Source organism: Bradyrhizobium sp. RD5-C2, from assembly GCF_019972155.1.
In the GTDB taxonomy this organism is placed as follows: Bacteria; Pseudomonadota; Alphaproteobacteria; order Rhizobiales; family Xanthobacteraceae; genus Bradyrhizobium.
Map to the genome: position 1 here is coordinate 301,034 of NZ_BOVL01000011.1, position 20,882 is coordinate 321,915.

The window sequence follows — 20,882 nt, forward strand, 5'->3', positions numbered from 1 at the left end:
GGGGCAGTGATCCCGATCACGGATTTCGGATCGCATTTCGCGCCGCTCAGAATTGCTATCGTTGGTCGCACCCCGGAGAGAAGTTGTGAGCTGCACATCCGTTGGAGTAGTCGCGAGTATAAAAGTCGCGCGCCATCGCTCAACTGTACGAGGGTAAGCACGGGGCATCACAAGGAATCAGAGAGGCTATACCAAGGTATGTTCTGTCCGGAGGTGCGGCGGGAGTGCGTTGCCTTGTGCGGGCGGACGCCGATGGCTCCTTAGCCAAAATTCGGCGGGGCTGCTCCGGTCTTCCACGAGGTCCATCTCGCCAGCCGCAAGGTCGGGCGCCGTTCAACTTTGTGCGGCGCGGGGCCTTCGCGCTCCGATCCGTTACACGGGCGTGATAGGGTCTCATCAGGTATTTCGCACTGAAGGGATCTTGCCATGTCGGAGACCACTGGAGCTTTTGCCACCACTGCGCTGAGCGGTTACGAGCTGTTGGCCGATCCGCAGTTCAACAAGGGCACGGCGTTCTCCGAGGCCGAGCGCGAGGCGTTCGACCTGCATGGCCTGCTGCCGCCCAATATCCTGACGCTGGACGAGCAGGTCTCACGCCGCCTCGAGGCGTTGCGCGGTTACGAGACCGACATTGAGCGTTATGCCTTTCTGCGCGAATTGCAGGACACCAACGAGACGCTGTTCTACGCGCTCCTGGTCGGCAATCTGGAAGAGCTGCTGCCGATCGTCTACACGCCGACGGTCGGCGAGGGCTGCCAGAAATTCAGCCGGCTGTTTCGCAAGCCGCGCGGGCTGTTCCTCAGCATTCCGCACCAGCACCGGATCGACCGCATTTTCGCTCATCCGCGCTTCGATCATGTCGAGGCGATCGTGGTGACCGACGGCGAGCGCATCCTCGGCCTCGGCGATCAGGGCGCCGGCGGCATGGGCATCCCGATCGGCAAGCTTTCGCTCTATACCGGCTGCGGCGGCCTGCATCCGGCAACGACGCTGCCCATCCTGCTCGACGTCGGCACCGACAATCCGGACTGCCTGGCCGATCCGCTCTATATCGGCTGGCGCAACGAGCGCGTCCGCGGTCAGGCCTATGACGACTTCATCGAGGCGTTCGTCTCGGCGGTGGTGAAGCGCTGGCCGCGCGTCCTGCTGCAATGGGAAGACTTTGCCAAGAACAACGCGACGCGCATGCTCGAGCGCTATCGCGACCGCCTCCTGACCTTCAACGACGACATCCAGGGCACGGCGGCGGTCGCGACCGGCGCCTTGCTCTCGGCCATCAACGTCACCGGCGTGCCGCTGACCGAGCAGCGCGTCGCGGTGTTCGGCGCGGGCTCCGCCGGCTGCGGCATCGCCAGCCTGATCCGCGCTGCGATGGTCGATGCCGGCCTTTCCGAGAGCGAAGCGGCGAAACGCTTCTTCATGGTCGATCGCGATGGGCTGCTGCTCGAGGGCATGAGCGGGCTCGCGCCGTTCCAGCTTCCGTTCGTGCAGAGCAAGCAGGCGATCGCGGGCTGGCCGCTCAGCCATCCCGACAAGATCGCGCTGCTCGACGTCGTGCGCAACGCCAGGCCGACCGTGCTGATCGGCGTCTCCGGCCAGGCCGGCGCGTTCTCCGAACCGATCGTCCGCGCGATGGCCGAGTGCAACAAGCGGCCGGTGATCTTCCCGCTGTCGAATCCGACCTCGCGCGAGGAGGCGACGCCTTCCGACATCGAAGCCTGGACCGAGGGACGGGCGCTGATCGGCGTCGGCAGCCCGTTCCCGCCGATCACGCGCGACGGCGCGCGCTTCAAGGTCGACCAAACCAACAACTCCTACATCTTCCCAGGCGTCGGCGTCGGCGCGCTCGCGGTCGGCGCCAGCCGGATCAGCGACGGGATGTTCATGGCGGCCGCCAAGGCGCTGGCCAGCGTCTCGCCGGCCCGCAACAACCCGAAGCACAATCTGCTGCCGCCGGTCAGCGCGCTGCGCGATGTGTCGCTGACGGTTGCCTTGGCAGTCGCACTCCAGGCGCACAAGGAAGGGCTCGCCAAGGATATTCCGATCGACCAGGTCGAGGCGCGCATCCAGGCCAAGGTCTGGACGCCGCGCTACGTTCCGTATCGGCGCACGGGAGCCGGCGCTTCCTGATCGCGGATGCAGGTTGGATTCTGCGGTGCGTGTATCCTAGCAGCCGCGGCAGATGCCCTTGATCTTGCGGTCGACGATCGCGTCTTCCTGATCGATGATCTGCTGCGATGACGCCGCCGCTGCCGGAATGTCGGCAGCGCGCGGCTGGCGATGACCGACCGGCGCTAACCATGGCCGCGTCGCGGTTTCATTTGATGCAAATACACCGGGCTCCTGCACCGTCGCCTGTGCGAAGCAAGATGTCGCCATGGCTGCGGACAGGATTGCGGCCAGGCCAAGTGCTCTGCCAAGTCGTCGAAGATCGCTCATCAGAATCTCCATACCGTCATCGCCGCGTTTGTGCGCGGCCTTGATGAAATGGAGTGGCTCTCGCGTTCCGGTATTCCCCGGTCGATCTGATGTGATCAGGCGCTCGCGGTTCGGTGATCGCGCGTGATGAAATAATTCTTCGGAATCCACACTCATTGATCACAGGAGCCGAGCTTGTCGGCTTCATCCACGTGCGGAGAAACCCAATGACCAAATTGACCTTCGTGACGCTTGCCCTGGTTGCGGCAGCTGCGTATTCGGCTCAGGCGTCCGCGGCCAGCAACAATGCTGCGGTGCGGCGCGCCCATGCTTCGATGACGACCACGACGACGACGCCGGTCAGCAGCAAGACGACCGACTGCGTGCGCGCGCCGAACGTCGGATCGTTCGCAACCGCTCCCTTCACCGAGCCGCCCTGCATGCCCGGCACGATGCGCTGACCACGCGCAGCAAAAAAGCCCCGGACCGAGGTCCGGGGCTCTTGGCTTGAGCTCAAGTCTTGAAGTCGGTTATTCCGGCTTGCCGATCGACACCTTCAGCGTACCGACGCCGTCGACGCCGCATTCGAGCTTGTCGCCGGGCTGCAGCTGCGACACGCCGGCGGGCGTGCCGGTCATGATGATGTCGCCGGCGGCGAGCTTCACCTGCTGCGAGAGCTGCCAGATGATTTCAGGCACGTTCCAGATCAGTTCGGTGAGGTCGCCCTTCTGCGCTTCCTTGCCGTTGACGGTGAGCCAGATTTTGCCCGCGGTCGGGTGGCCGATCTTCGAGGCCGGCTGGATCGCCGAGCAGGGTGCCGAATAGTCGAACGACTTGCCGATCTCCCAGGGCCGCTCCTTCTTGCGCGAGGCGATCTGCAGGTCGCGGCGGGTCAGGTCGATGCCGACCGCATAGCCGTAGACGTGCTCGAGCGCCTTGTCGGCGGGAATGTTGAGCCCGCCGCTCTTCATCGCCACCACCAGCTCGACCTCGTGGTGCAGGTCCTTGGTCAGCGGCGGGTAAGGGATCGTCGCACCGTCCGGCACCAGCATGTCGGCATGCTTGCCGAAGAAGAACGGCGGCGCACGCTCGTCATTACCCATCTCCCTGATATGCTCGAGATAGTTGCGGCCGACGCACCAGATGCGGCGGACCGGATAGGTGCCGGATTCGCCGACGACGGGAAGCGAGGGCTGCGGCGGAAGCGGAATGACGGTGGAGGCGGCGTTCATGAACGGGTCCCGGAGGGTTGAAGGAGGGAGCGCGGGCCGTATTTACGCGGTTACGGCGCTGGGGGCTAGGGGCTGCGGCTGCACCAGACGCAGACGTGAGGCCAGCTTTCCGCCGAGCGCGGCCCGCCTTGGCCGGCAAGAGCGGTGATGCCGATGCGCAGATGGCTTTCGGTCGGCCTGGCGCTGGTTGCCGCGGTCTTGTTCGCTTCCGCTGTTCGCTTTTTTGTGGTGACCCCGGAACGGATCGACCGGGGACAGAACAAGGTCCAGCGCGTGGCGCTGGATATCACACCCGCCGCGCAGGCCTTGCAGGCGACGCTCGATGTGGCGGACATGCACGCGGACAGTCTGTTGTGGAAGCGCGACCTGATCGCGCGATCCGATCGCGGCCATATCGACCTGCCGCGGCTGATCGAGGGCCGCTACGCGTTGCAGGTGTTCTCGTCGGTCACCAAGTCGCCCAAGGGCCAGAACTATGATGCCAACGCCGGCGACACCGACACGATCACGAATCTTGCAATCGTCGATCTGCAGCCGATGCGGACCTGGTTCTCGTTGCTGCAGCGCTCGCTGTGGCATGCCGAGAAATTGCACGACTTCGCCGACAAGTCCGCCGGGCGGCTTCGCGTGATCACGACATCGGCCGACATCGATCGCCTGCTGGCGGATCGCAAGAACGGCACGACGGTGGTTGGCGGAATGCTGTCGATCGAGGGTCTGCAGGATATCGAGGGCAACATCGACAATCTCGACGTGCTTTACGCCGCCGGATTCAGGATGGCCGGTCTCGCGCACTTCTTCGACAATGACGTCGCAGGCTCGATGCATGGCGTTGCGAAAGGCGGACTGACGCCGCTCGGCCGCCAGGTGGTGCAGCGGATGGAGGCGAAGGGGATGATCGTCGATCTCGCCCATGCGAGCCACGCGGCGGTCGCCGACGTGCTGGCGATGACGACGCGCCCGGTGGTCTCGAGCCATGGCGGCGTTCAGGCGACCTGCAAGGTCAACCGCAATCTCACCGATGATGAGGTCAGGGGTGTCGCGCGGACCGGCGGCGTGGTCGGGATCGGCTTCTGGCAGGGTGCGGTCTGTTCGCTCGATCCGAACAATGTGGCGCGGGCGATTGCCCATGTCCGCGACCTGGTCGGGATCGACCATGTCGGCCTCGGCTCGGATTTCGACGGCTCGACCACCACGGGATTCGATGCGAGCGGGATCGCCGCCGTGACCCAGGCGCTGATGTCGAGCGGGTTCTCCGAGGACGACATCCGCAAGGTCATGGGCGGCAATGTCCTGCGCGTGCTGCGCGCAGGTATTGCGGCCAAGGGATGAGTTTCAGCCGGTGGCGCTGATCGGCGCCAATGCCAGCGGCGACGGGTCGTGGTGATGCTGCAGGCGGAAGAACGAGGCGTAGCGGCCGCCGCGGCGCAGCAGCTCCTCGTGACGTCCGCGCTCGACGATCGTGCCGCCCTCGACCACCAGGATCGCATCGGCGTGCATGATGGTGTGCAGGCGGTGCGCGATCACGATCGTGGTGCGGCCCTGGCAGAGATGCTCGATCGCCTCCTGCACCTGTTTCTCGGACTCCGAGTCGAGTGCGGCGGTGGCCTCGTCGAGCAGGATGATCGGCGCGTTCTTGATCAGCGCGCGGGCGACCGCGATGCGCTGGCGCTGTCCGCCGGACAGTTGCGCGCCGTGCTCGCCGACCGGCGTGTCGTAGCCCAGCGGGAAGCTCATGATGAAGTCGTGCGCGCAGGCGGCCTTGGCGGCGTCGACAATCTCGGCCTCGGTGGCGCCTGGCTTGCCGAAGGCGATGTTGGCGCGGATGGTGTCGCGGAACAGGTAGACATCCTGGCCGACATAGGCGGTCTGCCGGCGCAGCGACTTGCGCGAGACCGACAGGATCGACTGTCCGTCGATCAGGATGTCGCCCTCGCGCGTCTCGTAGAAGCGCAGCAGCAAAGCGAGCACCGTCGATTTGCCGCCGCCGGACGGACCGACCAGCGCGGTGACCTTGCCGGGCTCGGCCATGAAGCTCATGCGGCTCAGCACCGGCTCACCGGGCCGATAGGCAAAGCTGACGTCGCGCAGTTCGATCCGCGCATCGGAGAGTTTGAGCGCCGGCTTGTCGTCGTCGGCCTGCTCGCTGGCGGGACTGTCGACGACCTCAAGCAGCATCCGCGCGCCGACCAGCTGGCTGTTGAGGTCGATGTTGAGCCGCGCCAGGCGCTTGGCCGGCTCGGTCGCCATCAGGAAGGCGGTCAGGAAGGTGAAGAATTGGCCCGGCGTGGAGCCGAGCGCCACAACGCTGTAGCCGCCATACATCAGGCAGCCGGCGACCGCGAAGCCGCCGAGCATCTCCATCAGCGGATTGGAGCGGTTGGCGACATGCGCCATCTTGTTGGCGTTACGCTCGACGATCGCGATGTTCTCGTCGATCCGTTGCTGCATGGCGTCTTCCAGCGTGAACGCCTTCACGGTGCGGATGCCCTGCAGCGATTCCTGCATGGTCTCCATGATGTCGGCGGTGCCGGTGAACTGGTTGTAGGCGAGGCCCTTGATCCGCTTCACCAGCTTGCGCAGCACCAGCATCGCCGGCGGCACGGCGACCAGCCCGATGAACGACATCAGCGGGTCCTGCCACACCATGACGGCGACCATGCTGATCAGCATCAGGAAGTCGCGGCCGATCGCATTGACCAGCATGTTGAGCACGTCGGTGATCGACTTGGCGCCGGCGGTGAGCCGCGCCAGGAATTCCGACGAGTGCCGCTGCGAGAAGAAGCCGATGCTTTCGCTCATCAGCTTGGCGAACAATTGCCGCTGGTTCCGCGCCAGGATGGCGTTGCTGATCTTGGACAGGATCACCATGTGGCCGTAGGTCGCCACGCCCTTGATGAACAGCAGCACAACCGTGACGCCGGCAAACATCGCGATGCCGGGGATGTTCTTGTCGACATAGGCCTGGTTGATCACCTGGCCGAGCACGTAAGTGGCGCCGGCCGTCGAGCCGGCCGCAACGGCCATCAGGGCGAACGCCGTCAGATAGCGCCGCCAGTAGGTGATCCCCTGTTCCGTGACCAGGCGGCGAATCAGGATCGCCGCGCCATAGGGATCGTCGGTAATTTTCTTTGGAAACTGAGCCATCCGCGTTCCATTGACGGCGGGCAGCGCCGGCCATCAGGGTTGCGGACCTCCTTGCCCGCTTGGCGGGGCTTTTTCAAGCATAATAACAGCGTGATAACGGCTTGATTTTTAGGCCGATTCTGCCTGTCGCGCGGAGCCCCCGCGGTCCCGGAACAGCTTCTCCTCCCAGGCCAGCGCATGGCTCGCGATGGTCTCGAGATCATCGTAGCGCGGCGTCCAGTCGAGCAGTGAGCGGATCCGGGTCGTATCGGCCACCATGGTCATGATGTCGCCGGGCCGCCGCGCGGCATAGGCGACCGCGAAATTGCGCATCGAGACCCGGCGCACCGCCTCGATGGTCTCGAGCACGGAATAGCCGCGGCCGTAACCGCAGTTCATCGTCACCGATTGCCCGCCGCCGCGCAGATAGGACAGCGCCGCGCGATGCGCCTCGACGAGGTCGCTGACATGGATGAAGTCGCGCACGCAGCTGCCGTCCTGGGTCGGATAGTCGGTGCCGAACACGTCGATCTTGGCGCGCTGGCCGGTCGCGGCCTCGACCGCGATCTTGAGCAGATGGGTGGCGCCGATGGTGGCAAGACCGACGCGGCCCTTCGGGTCGGCGCCGGCGACATTGAAATAGCGCAGCACGACGTAGCTCATGCCATGGGCGGAGGCGACATCGTGCAGCATGATCTCGGTCATCAGCTTCGACGAGCCGTAGGGCGACAGCGGACGGGTCGGTGCGATCTCCGGCACCGGCACCTGGTCCGGATTGCCGTAGACGGCCGCGGTCGAGGAGAAGATGAAGCGGTTGACGCCGCCCTTCACCGCAGCATTCAGCAGGCTGCGTGTCGTCATGGTGTTGTTGCGGTAGTAGCCGAGCGGATCGCGCATCGAGTCCGGCACTACGACAGAACCTGCGAAATGGATGATGCTGTCGATGCCGTGCTGTGCGATCACGCCCTCGACGAGGTTCTCGTCGCCGGCATCGCCAATGAACAGCGGAACACCTTCGGGCAGGAACGCGGAGAAGCCCGTGGAAAGATTGTCGACGACAACGACGCTCTCGCCGGCATCGACCAGCGCATGAACCATGTGACTTCCGATATAGCCGGCACCGCCGGTCACAAGCACGGTCATGGATAGAGCTCTCCCGATATCTTTAACCGACGATGCTAGCGGGAGTGCGGTGAAGAGGGGGTTTCGCGGCGGCCGAACTGGCCACTATGCTTAATGTTGCGTATAAGAACTGGCACGAAACGGAGACTTGCGTGCCGATCGAGAACACACCTGCCGGCGAGCTCGTGCTCATCGTGCCCAATCTGCACCGACGCTATTCGGGTGTCACCGCGACCAATCGCATGGTCGCGCCGAAGCTTGCCAAGATGTTTCGCGCAGGCTGGCTCGGCTCGCATCGGCCGGACGGCATCGACGCGATCGGATTTGTCGATCTGATGCGGCTATGGCGGCGCGCCCGACCTGTGATCTGGCACGCGCGACGCAATGACGAGATGATTGTCGGGCTTTTGCTGCGCGCGCTCGGCTGGCCGCTGAAACTGCTGTTCACATCAGCCGCGCAGCGTCATCACACCTGGCTGACGCGCTGGCTGATCGGCAACCAGGATGCGATCATCGCCACCAGCCCGCTGTCGGCCTCCTATCTGAAGCGCGACGCCACCGTGGTGATGCACGGCGTCGATACCGACCGCTATGTGCCGCCGGCCGATCGCGCGAACACCTTCGCCGAAAGCGGATTGCCGGGCCGTTATGCGATCGGCTGCTTCGGGCGGGTGCGCGCGCAGAAGGGCAGCGACGTGTTCGTCGAGGCGATGTGCAGGCTGCTGCCGCGCTATCCCGATTTCACTGCGGTGATCGTCGGCGCGGTGGTGCCGGAGCAGCTGGCCTTTGCCAATGAGCTGAAGCGGAAGATCGAGACCGCCGGCCTGCATTCGCGCATCATCATCACCGGAGAATTGCCGATCGAGGATGTCGTGCGCTGGTACCAGCGGCTGACGATCTACGCCTTCACCTCGCGCAACGAAGGTTTCGGCCTGACCTTGATCGAGGCGATGTCGGCCGGCGCGGCGCTGGTGGCGGCACGCGCGGGCGCCGCCGAGTTCGTCGTCGAGGACGGCACGACCGGCGTGCTGACGCCTGCAGGCGATGCCGACGCGCTGGCGGCCGCGCTCGAGCCCTTGATGCGCGACCCGGCGTCGGCCGCGGCCATGGGGGCGCGGGCACGCCAACGAGTTGTGGATAAGTTCAGCCTCGACGCGGAGGCGAACGCGATCGCCGCGGTCTATCGCACGCTGATCTGAGCCAGCACGCGCTCGGCGATCCCGACGACCTCTTCGGGGGCGATGTCGCGCATGCAGCGATGGTCGTTCATGGTGCAGACCGTGCGCTGGCACGGCTGGCATGGCAGCTTGCTCTTGGTCTGCTGCACCGTGGCGGCGAGGCCGTTGAGGGGCGCCCAGAGATAGGGATCGGTCGGGCCGAAGATGCCCATCGTCGGCGTGCCGATCGCGGCTGCGATGTGCATCAGCCCGGAGTCGTTGGTAATGGCGACGCTGGCCGCGGCCATCGCCAGCGCGCCGTTGCGCAAATCGGTGCCAGTGAGATCGCGGACCCGCGCGCCGCCGACGGCGGCAATCTCCTGCGCCAGCGCCTTCTCGCCGGGGCCGCCGATCACCCAGACGTCGAAGCCGTGTTCGGCGAACAGCCGCGCGGCTTCCGGATAATAGGTCCAACGCTTCGAGACTCCGACCGAGCCGGGTCCGAGTGCGATGGTCGGACCCGTGCCGAGGCCGTTGGCCTGCCGCCATCGGTTGACCTCGTCGGTGGGAACCCGCAGCTGGGGCACCGGCCATTCGGGCGGCCGAGGAGTGCCATCAGGCAGCGCCAGGATGGCGTTCTTGTCGATAAAGCGCGGCTGCTTCTTTTCGCCCCATCGCATGGCGTTGATCAGGCCGAACCGCGCTTCGCCGAAGAAGCCGACCCGCTCCGGGATGCCCGCCAGGGCCGGCGCGATCGCAGCCTTCCAGGTGCGCGGCAGCACCAGCGCGGTGGCGTAGTTCCGTTTCCGAAACTCGGCCGCCAGCGCCCGCTGCCGGGCCAGAGCCAGCCGGCTGCGTGGCAGGTCAAACACGACGGCGGCGCGGACGCCGGGCATATAATCGACCAGCGGGGCACAAAGCCTAGATGTCAGGAGGTCGACCGGCCTGTTGGGCCAGCGCTTGCGGAGCACCCTGACCACGGTGTGGCCGCGCACGAAATCGCCGATCCAAACATAGGGCACGACGAGGATCGGTCTGGTATCCTCGGTATCCTGGATTTCGATGTCTGATATTGAATCAATATTCATTTCTAGACGGGCCAGAGCCGGATCGGCGCGGCCAAGTCGGTAACCGGTTCGCGATGTGAGGTAAAGCCGTCGTTGCCTGTAGCGCGGGAGTGGGGCAAAGCTGGCGGCTGCAAAGGAATCTGGCGGGATTTCATCATGTTTCTGGTAACCGGGGGCGCCGGTTTTATCGGATCGAACGTCGTGGCCGCGTTGAATGACGCCGGGCGCAGCGACGTTGCGGTCTGCGACATCCTTGGGGACGACGGCAAGTGGCGGAACCTGGCCAAGCGCCAGATCGCCGATTTCGTGCCGCCGGCCGAGTTGATGGCTTGGCTGCAGGGCCGGCGGCTGGATGCCGTCCTCCATCTTGGTGCGATCTCGGCGACCACCGCGACCGACGGCGATCTGGTGATCGAGACCAATTTCCGTCTCTCGATGCGGCTGCTCGACTGGTGTACCGCCACCGGAACCCCGCTGATCTATGCCTCGTCGGCCGCCACCTATGGCGACGGCGACCAGGGTTTTGACGACGACGGTTCCGTTGAGGCGCTCAAGCGGCTGCGGCCGATGAACCTGTACGGCTGGAGCAAGAACCTGTTCGATCTCGCCGTCGCCGAGCGCGCGGCGAAAGGCGAACCTCTGCCGCCGCAATGGGCGGGGCTGAAATTCTTCAACGTGTTCGGCCCGAATGAATATCATAAGGGCACGATGATGAGCGTGCTGGCGCGGCGCTTCGACGACATCAAAGCGGGCCACGTCGTGCAGCTGTTCAAGTCGCATCGCGAGGGCATCGCCGACGGCGACCAGCGCCGCGACTTCATCTATGTCGACGACGTCGTGCGGGTGATGATGTGGCTGGTCGCGACGCCGCGGGTCTCCGGCCTGTTCAATGTCGGCACCGGCAAGGCGCGCAGCTTCAAGGACCTGATCGTCTCGGCCTACGGCGCGCTCGGCCTGCAGCCGAACATCCAGTATGTCGACATGCCCGAGCAGATTCGCGGCAGTTATCAATATTTCACCCAGAGCGTCGTCGATCGTCTCGGGCGCGCCGGATACAATGGCGGTTTTACGCAGTTGGAAGACGCGGTCGGGGCCTATGTGAACGGCTTTCTCGATCGCGCGGATCGCTATCGCTAGAGCGGATGACGGTGACTGATGTTCGATTTTGAAGCGATCTCGCGTGCAATGTCCGGCCAGACCGTGCTCTGCGTCGGCGACCTCATGCTCGACGAGTTCGTGTATGGCGAGGTGTCGCGGATCTCGCCGGAGGCGCCGGCGCCGGTGATCGCGGTCAGGCGCAGCGAGATCAATATCGGCGGCGCCGGCAATGTCGCGCGCAATATCGCCGCGCTCGGCGGCCGCTGCATCTTCGTCGGCCTGATTGGCGAGGACGCCGCCGGAACGGTGCTATCAGAGGCGCTGGCGAAAGAGGCGGGGATCGAGACCGTGCTGGTGCGCGACGCCGCGCGCCCGACCACGCGCAAGGTGCGCTTCGTCTCCGAACAGTTCTCGACCCATATGCTGCGCTCCGATTGGGAGCTGGCCGCGCCGGCCGCGCCTGCCATCGAGCAGCAGCTGATCGACGCGATCCTGCCGCACCTTGCGCGCGCAGACATCGTGCTGCTGTCCGACTATGCCAAGGGCGTGCTGACCGCGCGCGTGATCCGCAATGTGATCAACGCCGCGCGCCAGGCGGGCAAGCGCGTGATCGTCGATCCGAAGAGCGCCAATCTCGCGATCTATCGCGGCGCGACCGTCTTGACGCCGAACCGCAAGGAATTCGCCGAGGCGACCCGCAGCCGTGCCGACAGCCAGGACAGCATCGCGCAGGCCGCGCCCGATGCGATGGTCCTTGCCGATTGCGAGGCGATGCTGGTGACGCAGGGCGAGCGCGGCATGACGTTGGTGACGCGGCAGGGTGATTCGATCCATGTGCCGGCGCTGCCGGTCAAGGTGCGCGACGTCTCCGGCGCCGGCGACACCGTTGCTGCAGCACTGGCGCTGGCGCTGGCTGCCGGTGCCGACTGGGATGGCGCGCTGCGGATCGCGAGTGCCGCAGCCGCGGTTGCGGTCGGCAAGACCGGGACCGCGATCGTCAGGTCCGCCGAGTTGCGGCGAAGGATCCTGCCGCACGCGTCGCTGGCGGCCGAGGACAAGATCGTCCCGGCCGGCGGCGATGTCGACGCGTCTCTCGAGGAATGGCGCAGGCAGGATCTGCGGATCGGCTTTACCAATGGCTGTTTCGACATCCTGCATCCCGGCCACGTCAAGGTGCTGACCGCCGCGCGCGGCGCCTGTGACCGCCTGATCGTCGGATTGAACAGCGACGCCTCGGTGAAGCGGCTGAAGGGCGAAGGGCGTCCAGTGCAGAACGAGCGCGCCCGGGCCGAGGTGCTGGCGGCGCTGGAAGCCGTCGACCTCGTCGCAATCTTCGAGGAGGACACGCCGATCAATTTGATCACGAAGGTGCGGCCGAGCGTGCTGGTCAAGGGCGGCGACTATACCCGCGAGCAGGTGGTCGGCCACGAGATCGTCGAGGCCGCCGGCGGCGAGGTGGTGCTGGTCGAGATCCTGCAGGGCCACAGCACGACGTCGCTGGTTGCGCGGGCCCGCGAGGGCAAGGCGTGAGCGCGAGCATGGCATCGCCGGCAGGCGCCGCGGCGTGCCCGGCCTGGCGCGATCCGGCGCGATGGCAGGCCACGACCGACGTGGTCGCGGTCCTGATTGCGCTGTCGCTGCCGTGGTCGACCTCGCTGGTCGGCATCTTCGGCGTGATGCTGCTGATCTCGATTGCGCCGACCGTCGACCTGCGGGCGTTCTGGACGCTGCTGAAGCGGCCGATCTGCGTGGCGCCGATCGCGCTGTTTTGCCTCGCGCTCACCGGCACGCTCTGGTCGGACGCCGCCTGGGGCGCGAGATTGTACGCGGTCGGGCCGACCGCAAAGCTGCTGGTGCTTCCGGTTCTGCTCTATCACTTCCAGCGCTCGAGCCGCGGGACATGGGTGTTCGTGGCCTTCCTCGTCTCCTGCACGCTGCTGATGCTGATGTCGTGGCTGGTGCTTGCCTATCCTCACCTCGCGCTGCGGGCGCCGGCTCCCGGCGAGCAGGGCGTCTTCGTCAAGAACTATATCGACCAGAGCCAGGAATTCACGCTGTGTGCGGTCGCGCTGGCCTATCCGATCGTGATGCTGTTGCGGGCCAATCGCGTCCTGCCGGCCGTGCTGCTGGTCGGGATCGCGCTCAGCCTGCTTGCCAACATGGCGTTCGTGGTGGTGTCGCGGACCGCGCTGGTGACCATTCCGATCATGTTCGCGGTATTTGCGCTGCTGCATTTGCGTTGGCGCAGCATCGCCCTGATCCTGTGTGCGGCCGGCGCATTGTCCGTTGCGGCGTGGTATGCATCGCCACAACTGCGCGCGACGGCCGATTCATTCCAGCGCGATTACAAGCTCTACATGGAGCGCAACGAGCCGACATCGCTTGGTCTGCGGCTCGAATTCTGGCGCAAGTCGCTCGGCTTCTTTGCCGAGGCTCCGGTCATCGGCCACGGCACCGGCTCGACGCGGGGCCTGTTCGAGCGCGTCGCGGCCGGCGGCGTGAACCAGGCTTCCGGCGAAGTGATCGGAAACCCCCACAATCAAACGTTGAACGTCGCCGTGCAGTGGGGCATTGTGGGTGTATCGATACTGTACGCGATGTGGCTGCTGCACCTGTTGCTGTTCCGCGGCGACGGTCTCGTCAACTGGATCGGGCTTCTCGTCGTGGTACAGAATATTTCAAGTTCGTTGTTTAATTCACACATCTTCGACTTTCATGAAGGCTGGATGTACGTGCTGGGCGTCGGGGTTGCGGGCGGCATGGCGTTGAAGGGGCGATTGGGGACGGATATGGAACCCGAGCCTCCGATCCGTCCATGATCGCTGGCAAGGGCTCCGCAGATACGCTACAGCCTGCCAATGTCCCGTCGCCAACTCCCAGTTGCCAGTAACCCGTCCGTTAGATGACGCGCCTTTCACAATTCACCTCGCGCAACTTCCTGATCCTGGCACATGACGCGCTGGCGACGACGTTCGCGTTGCTGGCGAGCTTTTATCTGCGCTTCGAGGGCAGCCTGCTTACCGATCGGCTGCCGCATTTGCTGCGCATTCTGCCCTGGTTCGTGCTGTTCAGCATCGTGGTCAGCTATTTCTCCAATCTGACCACGGCGAAATGGCGCTTCACCTCGCTGCCGGACGCGATGAACATCCTGCGGGTCGCGGCGGTGCTGACGCTGGCACTGGTCGTGGTGGACTACATCTACTTCTTCACCGGAGCGAATTCGCCAAGTCCGGTGTTCCTCGGCCGCGTCACGATCATCCTGTTCTTCTTCCTCGAGGTGTTCGCGCTGAGCGCGCTGCGCCTCGGCTATCGCTACTTCCGCTATTCGCGCACGCGTCTTCATGCCCGATCCGACGATGCAGCGTCGGCGCTGCTGGTCGGACGCACGGCCGACGCCGAAGTCGTGCTGCGTGGCATCGAGAACGGCGCCATCAAGCGGCTCTGGCCGGTCGGCGTGCTCTCGCCGTCGGCCGCGGACCGCGGCCAGATGATCCGCAACATTCCCGTGGTCGGCGGCGTCGACGATATTGAAACCGTGATTCGGGATTTCGAGGGCCGCCAGCGGCCGATCAAGCGCGTGGTCATGATGCCCTCGGCCTTCGAGCCGGATGCGCATCCGGAAAGCGTGCTGATGCGCGCCAAGCGGCTCGGTCTGATGGTCAGCCGCCTGCCGTCGCTGGAGGGCGGCGATACGCCACGGCTCACCAACGTCGCGGTCGAAGACCTGCTGCTGCGCCCGAGCCAGAAGATCGACTACGCGCGGCTCGAGACGCTGGTGAAGGGCAAGTCCGTCATCGTGACCGGCGGCGGCGGCTCGATCGGCGCGGAGATATGCGAGAGGGTCGCGACCTTCGGCGCGGCACGCCTCTTGGTCGTCGAGAACTCGGAGCCGGCGCTTTATGCGGTCACCGAGGCGCTGTCCGCACGCGACATCGGCCCCGAGATCGAGGGCCGGATCGCGGACATCAGGGATCGCGAGCGCATCACGCGCCTGATGAGTGAGTTCAAGCCCGACATCGTGTTCCATGCCGCGGCGCTCAAGCATGTGCCGATCCTGGAGCGCGACTGGAGCGAAGGGGTCAAGACCAACATCTTCGGGTCCGTCAACGTCGCCGACGCGGCGCGTGCGGCGGGCGCGAGCGCCATGGTGATGATCTCGACCGACAAGGCGATCGAGCCGGTGTCGATGCTGGGCCTGACCAAGCGGTTCGCCGAGATGTATTGTCAGGCGATGGATCATGATCTGATGGCCGAGGCCAAGGGCAGGTCGCACATGCGGCTGATCTCGGTGCGGTTCGGCAACGTGCTGGCGTCCAACGGATCCGTGGTGCCGAAATTCAAGGCCCAGATCGAGGCCGGCGGACCGATCACGGTGACCCATCCGGACATGGTCCGTTATTTCATGACGATCCGCGAAGCCTGCGATCTCGTGATCACCGCCGCAACGCACGCCATGACGCCGGCACGGCCCGACGTCTCGGTCTATGTGCTGAATATGGGGCAGCCGGTGAAGATCGTCGATCTCGCCGAGCGGATGATCCGCCTGTCGGGCCTGCAACCGGGCGTCGACGTCGAGATCGTGTTCAGCGGCATCCGTCCCGGCGAGCGGCTGAACGAGATCCTGTTCGCAAGCCAGGAGCCGACGCTCGAAATCGGCGTTGCCGGCGTGATGGCCGCCAAGCCGAACCAGCCTCCGATGTCGACGTTGCGCAAGTGGCTCGCGGCGCTGGAAGATGCGATCGAGAGAGACGACCGCGTGACCATCCGTGCCGTCCTTCAGGACGCCGTGCCCGAGTTCGGATCGAATGCCGCCTGACCGCGCCGTCCTGCGGGCGATCAGGCAGGACCGTTTCGAAAGCTATTGATGCCCAGCTCCCGAAAAGTCGTGGTCGCCAGCCAGCATTATCCGCCGGACCACAGCACGACCGCCGCGATCATGGCCGCGATCGCAGAACGGATCGCCCAGGAGGCGGACGTGGTGGTGGTCTCCGGGATGCCGGGCTCGGCGCGGGCGCCGGCGCCGGGGCGGCCCGTCGTCGTCGAGATCAGGAACTGGCTGCCGGGCAAGGCGGCACTGCTCAAGCGCGCGCTGGCCGAGGCACTGTTCACGGTGCGGATGTTCTTTGCGTTGTTGTCGCGGCTGCAGCGCGGCGACGTGGCGCTGACGGTGACGGCACCCTTCGCGCTTCCCTATGCAGTTGCCGCCGCGGCGAGGTTGAAGGGGGCCAAGTCGGCGTTGATCCTGCACGACCTGTTTCCGGATGTTCTCGTGATGGCCGGGCTGCTGCGGCCGTCATCGCTGGTTGCGCGGGCGATGCGCGCGATCAACGCGCTGATGTTCCGTGCCTTGAACACCGTCATCGTGATCGGCCGCGACGCCGAGAAGCTGCTGCTGCGCTATCGCGGAATGACACCGGACAAGATCAGGTTCATCCCGAACTGGGCCACGCTCGCCCCCGGCGATCGTCCCGTCAGCCCCGACAATCCGTTTCGCAAGGCGATCGCTGCCCGCTTCGTCGTCGGCCTGTCCGGCAATCTGGGCTTCACCCACGATCCGGACATCGTCTTCGGGGCTGCGCGGCTGTTGCGCGACGAGCGCGATATCCATTTCCTGCTGTCGGGATGGGGCATGGGCTTTGCGCGATTGAAGGAGATGCAGGCCGAGGCGCAGCTCGCCAACGTCACGCTGGTCGAGCGCGTCGCGGATGGCGAGCTCGATGCGCTGCTCTCCAGTGCCGACGTCTGGCTCATTCCCTATCGCAAGGACGTTGCCGGCGTATCGGTCCCGAGCCGGTTCTATAATCTGCTTGCAGCCGGCCGGCCCGTGATCCTGGTCTCCGAGCCCGAAGCCGAGGCCGCGCTGACCGTCAGCGAGAACCGGCTGGGCTGGGTCGTCACGCCGGGACGGCCCGACCAACTCGCCGATGCGATCAGGATGGCGGCGCAATCGCAGGACGCCGCGATGGCCGAGCGCGCCGTCGCGACCGCGCGGACCTTCAGTCCCGAGCGGGCGCTGTCGAGCTACGCCGCGCTGGTGGCGGAGCTGTTATCCAATCAAGATGTGGAGCGGACAGCATGAATGATCACCGGCCGACGGTTCTTGTGACGGGTGCGAGCGGCTTTGTCGGTCGCCACGTCGTGCCTGAGCTGGAGCAGAACGGCTGGTTGGTGCGGCGCGCGGTGCGTACCCCGCTGCAAGACGCAAACGACGTGGCGATCGGCTCGCTCAGTCCGGCCACCGATTGGCGCGCCGCGCTCGACGGGGTGGACGCCGTCGTTCATCTCGCGGCTCGCGTTCACCAGCAGTCCGACGAACAAGCGATCGAGCTCTACCGCAACGTCAATATCGAAGGCACGCTGCATCTGGCGCGTTCGGCGGTTGCGGCGGGCGTTCGGGATTTCATTTTTGTCAGCACGATCCTGGTGCATGGGCGCAGCAATTACGGCCGCCCGCCGTTTCGCGAGGACGATGTCCTGACACCGCGCGGCCTCTACGGAAACTCGAAGGCGGCCGCCGAAGTTGGTCTGAAGGGGATTGTGCCGGGCAGCGGCATGAGGGTGACCGTGATCAGGCCGCCGCTGATCTACGGCGCCGGCGCGAAGGGAAATTTCGCCCTGCTCAAGCGTGCGGTGATCAATCGCATGCCGCTTCCGCTCGCCTTTGTGAAGAACCGCCGCGCGTTCCTGTCCGCGGAAAACCTCGCGTCGTTCATCCTGTATCGGTTGTCGCGACCGGGAAATGATTTCGACGTGTTTCTGGTGGCCGACCGCGAGCAGGTCTCGACGCGGGAGTTCGTCGAGCGCCTTGCCCGCGCGGCAGAAACCTCGCCGCGTCTGTTCTGGCTGCCGTCGCCGCTCCTGAAGGTGTCGCTCACGGTGGGCGGCCGCAAGGAAGCCTACGACAGCCTGTTCGCCTCGCTTGAACTCGATCTGTCCAAGGTCGCGGGCACCGGATGGCAGCAGCCGATCAGCCTCGATGAGGGGCTGCGGCGCGCGCTGCGCCGAACGGATATCTAGATCTTGTTTTGACGCGTTTTCTTCACGCGGCTGGAAAACGCTCTGGCCCGATCAGAGCGGCCGCGCGAACCGGCGCAGTTGCCAGGCGACGGCGAGCGCGCCGGCCAGCAGCAGGACGATGTCTGCTGCGAGGGAATTGAGGGCGACCGAGGCGAATGCGAGCAGCGCCAGCACCACGTTGAGCGCAAAGACCTCGCCGACGACGCGCCACACCACAAATCCGTGGTCGGTCGCGCGCTGATAGAAGTGCGAGCGGTGCGCGGACCAGAACGGCTCGCGCCGCGCGATGCGGCGAAACAGCGTGACCGTCGCGTCGGTCAAATAATATAGCGGCAGCAGCAGCGCGGCGGCGAATTGCTGATGCAGGGCAAGCTCGAGCAGGCACCAGCCCAGCAGCAAGCCGATCGGCAGGCTGCCGACATCGCCAAGGAATATCTTTGCCACCGGCCGGTTGAAGGGCGCGAAGCCGAGCAACGCGCCGCACAGCGCTGCCGCGACCAGCGCGCAAGCAGCGGGCACATGGCCGAAGCTGCCGAGCAGGGCGACGGCCACGGTGATCGGCACGGCCTCGGCCGCCGTCATCAGGTCGAGCCCGTCCATGAAGTTGACGAGGTTCACGAACCAGAGGCCGGCGACCAGCAGCAGGCCGCGTTCGAGCCAGACCGGGCAGGCCGCAACGAGCCTGAGATCGGCCGGCGCCGAAAACACCACGGCTGCGACGGCGGCGGCCTGCAGCAACAGCCGCGGGACGACGGGCAGCGAGCGGATGTCGTCGGCAAAGCCCACCACCGCGATGAACAGGCAGGCCGCGAACACAGTGAAAGGTATCGTGAGGTCCGGCGATCCGGCCAGCACGATGACGATCCCGCCCGCCAGCAGCGTGGCTGCGATGACCGCGATGCCGGCGCCCTGCGGCGTTGGAATACGGTGCGACGAGCGCGCGTTGGGCTTCGCCAGTGCCACGCGCAGCAGCAGGGGCCGCGTCGCCTGGATCAGGACGGCCGAGAGCGATGCGGCCAGCACCGCCGCGATCAATGACAGGAGGGTCTCGAAACTGCTCATTGGTCCGGTCACTGAGATCCCGGGACTTCGATCGGCTCGGCGCCCTTGGCGGCCTTTTCCGGGCTCAGGATCCACACCAGGCCGCCGAACACACCGACCACGAACGACACTGCGCCGAACAGCAGCGAGATGTTGACGCCTTCATTCGCGATCAGGCCGGCATAGCCGAAGGCGAGCGCCATCGTGGCCTCGCGCACGCCCCAGCCCGCGATCGAGATCGGCATCATCGTGATCAGCATCACCGGGGGCAACAATTGGAAGATCTCGCCGAAGGTGACTGGGGCCGCGATCGACTTTACCACGCACCAGCCGATCACGACGGTCACCACGTGAATGGCGATCGAAAGGGTCGCGACCCGCAATCCGTGCTGGCGGCTGAACAACACCCGGTTCGCGATCACCGCGCAGGCGTGGATGTGGTGCGTGGCCCACCACTGCTTCAGCCAGGGCCACGGCAACAGGCCGATCACGAGGAAACCAAATCCGGCCGCGAGCGCGGCGAGGTCGAGCAGCAGCAACGCCATCCAGCCGTTTGTATCGGCGATCAGCCGATAGCTCCAGGGCAGGGTGGCCGCGATGACGACGGCCAGGGCGATCAGTCCGACTGCGCGATCGACGAAGATCGAATAGGTGGCGGCGCGCCAGCCCGCACCGGCGCGCGCGACAAGCCAAAGCCGCACGGCGTCGCCGCCGATCGAGGACGGCAGTGTCTGGTTGAAGAAGGTACCGATCACGTTGAAGCGCATCGCCTGCGCGGTTTCCAGCGGTGCGCCGCACTCCACGCTGATCTCGCGCCAGCGCAACACGCCGAGGAAGATCTGCAGGAACGTGACCGCGATCGCGAGGCCGAGCCAGCCCAGGCTCTCGACCTGGATGCGGGAGGCGAGGTCATACAGGTTGACCTTGCGCAGCGAGAAATACAGCAGCGCAGCCGAGATCAGGATCTTGACGGTCGAAAGCAGGATTCGGCGCATTTCCGTTCGCGCTGCCAGGTTTTCAGAATGTGTCAAAAACAGCGCAAAACGCTTTCGCGCGCCCAAATTCGCCGCCTTGGTATGGTTTCCGCACCGATCTGGCAATACCCGTACTGGTCCCTATTGCGGCAGGCGTGAAGGGGCGGCTAAAGATGCCGGAACGGGGGACGGCCAGCCGTTCACCGGGAGTTTACAAGACCGGTAAGATCCGACCAGACGCGTGGGGGCGCGTGACTGCCCGGATCGTGCCTCCCAGGTAACAGGGCTGCCGGCCACGGCAGCCCGGGCCGATTTGGTGTGCTGCCTGCGGATGGATACGACAGGACTGGCACGACAGGACTTGAGGCATCGATGGATCGACGAATTATTCCCCTGATCATGTGCGGCGGCGCAGGGACGCGGCTCTGGCCGGCGTCGCGCGAGGTGCATCCGAAGCAGTTCCTGTCCTTGTTCGGGGCGCGCTCGACCTTCCAGGATACGCTGCTGCGGGTCTCCGAGGCCGGCCTGTTCGAGCGGCCGATCGTGATCACCAACGAGGCCTATCGCTTCATGGTGCTGGAGCAGCTCGCCGAGATCGGCCGCGAAGCCGATGTGCTGCTGGAGCCGATG

18 protein-coding genes are annotated in these 20,882 nt (G+C 65.6%); 11 read left to right on the top strand and 7 right to left on the bottom strand.

What is annotated here, in order from left to right; translation table 11 throughout:
* The first annotated feature begins 426 nt into the window (after positions 1–426).
* Positions 427–2,130 carry an NAD-dependent malic enzyme gene (locus BraRD5C2_RS14150; RefSeq protein WP_223969252.1) on the top strand — a complete coding sequence of 568 codons (1,704 nt, stop codon included), beginning with the start codon at positions 427–429 and terminating at the stop codon, positions 2,128–2,130.
* 36 nt (positions 2,131–2,166) lie between these two features.
* Here the strand turns inward: BraRD5C2_RS14150 and BraRD5C2_RS14155 are convergent, their stop codons facing one another.
* A complete protein-coding gene (locus BraRD5C2_RS14155; protein ID WP_223969254.1) occupies positions 2,167–2,595 on the bottom strand; it encodes a hypothetical protein in 429 nt (142 codons plus the stop codon).
* 50 nt (positions 2,596–2,645) lie between these two features.
* On the opposite strand from BraRD5C2_RS14155, the gene BraRD5C2_RS14160 reads away from it, so the two are divergent.
* Positions 2,646–2,879, top strand: a complete 234-nt coding sequence (locus tag BraRD5C2_RS14160) for a hypothetical protein (protein WP_097674796.1) — start codon at positions 2,646–2,648, stop codon at positions 2,877–2,879.
* A 69-nt stretch (positions 2,880–2,948) separates the two neighbouring features.
* On the opposite strand, the gene BraRD5C2_RS14165 is transcribed toward BraRD5C2_RS14160, so the two are convergent.
* Entirely contained in the window at positions 2,949–3,650 is a 702-nt protein-coding gene (locus BraRD5C2_RS14165; RefSeq protein WP_223969256.1) for a fumarylacetoacetate hydrolase family protein, read from the bottom strand.
* Positions 3,651–3,803: 153 nt separating this feature from the next.
* Between BraRD5C2_RS14165 and BraRD5C2_RS14170 the strand changes: the two genes are divergently transcribed.
* Complete coding sequence (locus BraRD5C2_RS14170; RefSeq protein ID WP_223969257.1) at positions 3,804–4,982, top strand: dipeptidase; 1,179 nt, start codon at positions 3,804–3,806, stop codon at positions 4,980–4,982.
* Positions 4,983–4,985: 3 nt separating this feature from the next.
* On the opposite strand, the gene BraRD5C2_RS14175 is transcribed toward BraRD5C2_RS14170, so the two are convergent.
* Positions 4,986–6,797, bottom strand: a complete 1,812-nt coding sequence (locus BraRD5C2_RS14175; RefSeq protein ID WP_223969259.1) for an ABC transporter ATP-binding protein — start codon at positions 6,795–6,797, stop codon at positions 4,986–4,988.
* Between the two features lie 108 nt (positions 6,798–6,905).
* Positions 6,906–7,919: a UDP-glucose 4-epimerase GalE gene (gene galE, locus BraRD5C2_RS14180; RefSeq protein WP_223969261.1), complete on the bottom strand. Its 1,014-nt coding sequence runs from the start codon at positions 7,917–7,919 to the stop codon at positions 6,906–6,908.
* A 137-nt stretch (positions 7,920–8,056) separates the two neighbouring features.
* On the opposite strand from galE, the gene BraRD5C2_RS14185 reads away from it, so the two are divergent.
* Complete coding sequence (locus BraRD5C2_RS14185) at positions 8,057–9,097, top strand: glycosyltransferase family 4 protein (protein ID WP_223969306.1); 1,041 nt, start codon at positions 8,057–8,059, stop codon at positions 9,095–9,097.
* Here BraRD5C2_RS14185 and waaF read toward each other — a convergent pair.
* Complete coding sequence (waaF, locus tag BraRD5C2_RS14190) at positions 9,079–10,143, bottom strand: lipopolysaccharide heptosyltransferase II (protein WP_223969263.1); 1,065 nt, start codon at positions 10,141–10,143, stop codon at positions 9,079–9,081. The genes BraRD5C2_RS14185 and waaF overlap by 19 nt on opposite strands.
* A gap of 135 nt (positions 10,144–10,278) precedes the next feature.
* On the opposite strand from waaF, the gene rfaD reads away from it, so the two are divergent.
* From rfaD to BraRD5C2_RS14220, 6 genes are all read left to right on the top strand, one after another.
* Positions 10,279–11,259, top strand: coding sequence for an ADP-glyceromanno-heptose 6-epimerase (rfaD, locus tag BraRD5C2_RS14195; RefSeq protein WP_223969265.1), 981 nt, complete (start codon positions 10,279–10,281; stop codon positions 11,257–11,259).
* Positions 11,260–11,277: 18 nt separating this feature from the next.
* Positions 11,278–12,750 carry a D-glycero-beta-D-manno-heptose-7-phosphate kinase gene (gene rfaE1 / locus BraRD5C2_RS14200; protein WP_223969267.1) on the top strand — a complete coding sequence of 491 codons (1,473 nt, stop codon included), beginning with the start codon at positions 11,278–11,280 and terminating at the stop codon, positions 12,748–12,750.
* Between the two features lie 8 nt (positions 12,751–12,758).
* Positions 12,759–14,039, top strand: a complete 1,281-nt coding sequence (locus tag BraRD5C2_RS14205) for an O-antigen ligase family protein (RefSeq protein ID WP_223969269.1) — start codon at positions 12,759–12,761, stop codon at positions 14,037–14,039.
* Positions 14,040–14,122: 83 nt separating this feature from the next.
* Entirely contained in the window at positions 14,123–16,036 is a 1,914-nt protein-coding gene (locus BraRD5C2_RS14210) for a nucleoside-diphosphate sugar epimerase/dehydratase (RefSeq protein WP_223969270.1), read from the top strand.
* Positions 16,037–16,084: 48 nt separating this feature from the next.
* Positions 16,085–17,299, top strand: a complete 1,215-nt coding sequence (locus BraRD5C2_RS14215) for a glycosyltransferase family 4 protein (protein ID WP_223969272.1) — start codon at positions 16,085–16,087, stop codon at positions 17,297–17,299.
* Positions 17,296–18,237 (top strand): NAD-dependent epimerase/dehydratase family protein, encoded by a 942-nt coding sequence (locus BraRD5C2_RS14220; RefSeq protein WP_223969274.1) that lies wholly within the window; start codon positions 17,296–17,298, stop codon positions 18,235–18,237. Before BraRD5C2_RS14215 ends, BraRD5C2_RS14220 begins: the two co-directional genes overlap by 4 nt.
* Positions 18,238–18,288: 51 nt before the next feature.
* On the opposite strand, the gene BraRD5C2_RS14225 is transcribed toward BraRD5C2_RS14220, so the two are convergent.
* Positions 18,289–19,299, bottom strand: coding sequence for an MraY family glycosyltransferase (locus tag BraRD5C2_RS14225; protein WP_223969276.1), 1,011 nt, complete (start codon positions 19,297–19,299; stop codon positions 18,289–18,291).
* 8 nt (positions 19,300–19,307) lie between these two features.
* Complete coding sequence (locus BraRD5C2_RS14230; protein WP_223969277.1) at positions 19,308–20,273, bottom strand: lysylphosphatidylglycerol synthase transmembrane domain-containing protein; 966 nt, start codon at positions 20,271–20,273, stop codon at positions 19,308–19,310.
* 351 nt (positions 20,274–20,624) lie between these two features.
* Here BraRD5C2_RS14230 and BraRD5C2_RS14235 point away from each other — a divergent pair.
* Positions 20,625–20,882: sugar phosphate nucleotidyltransferase (locus BraRD5C2_RS14235; protein ID WP_249788337.1), on the top strand; the 258-nt coding region annotated here is incomplete at its 3' end.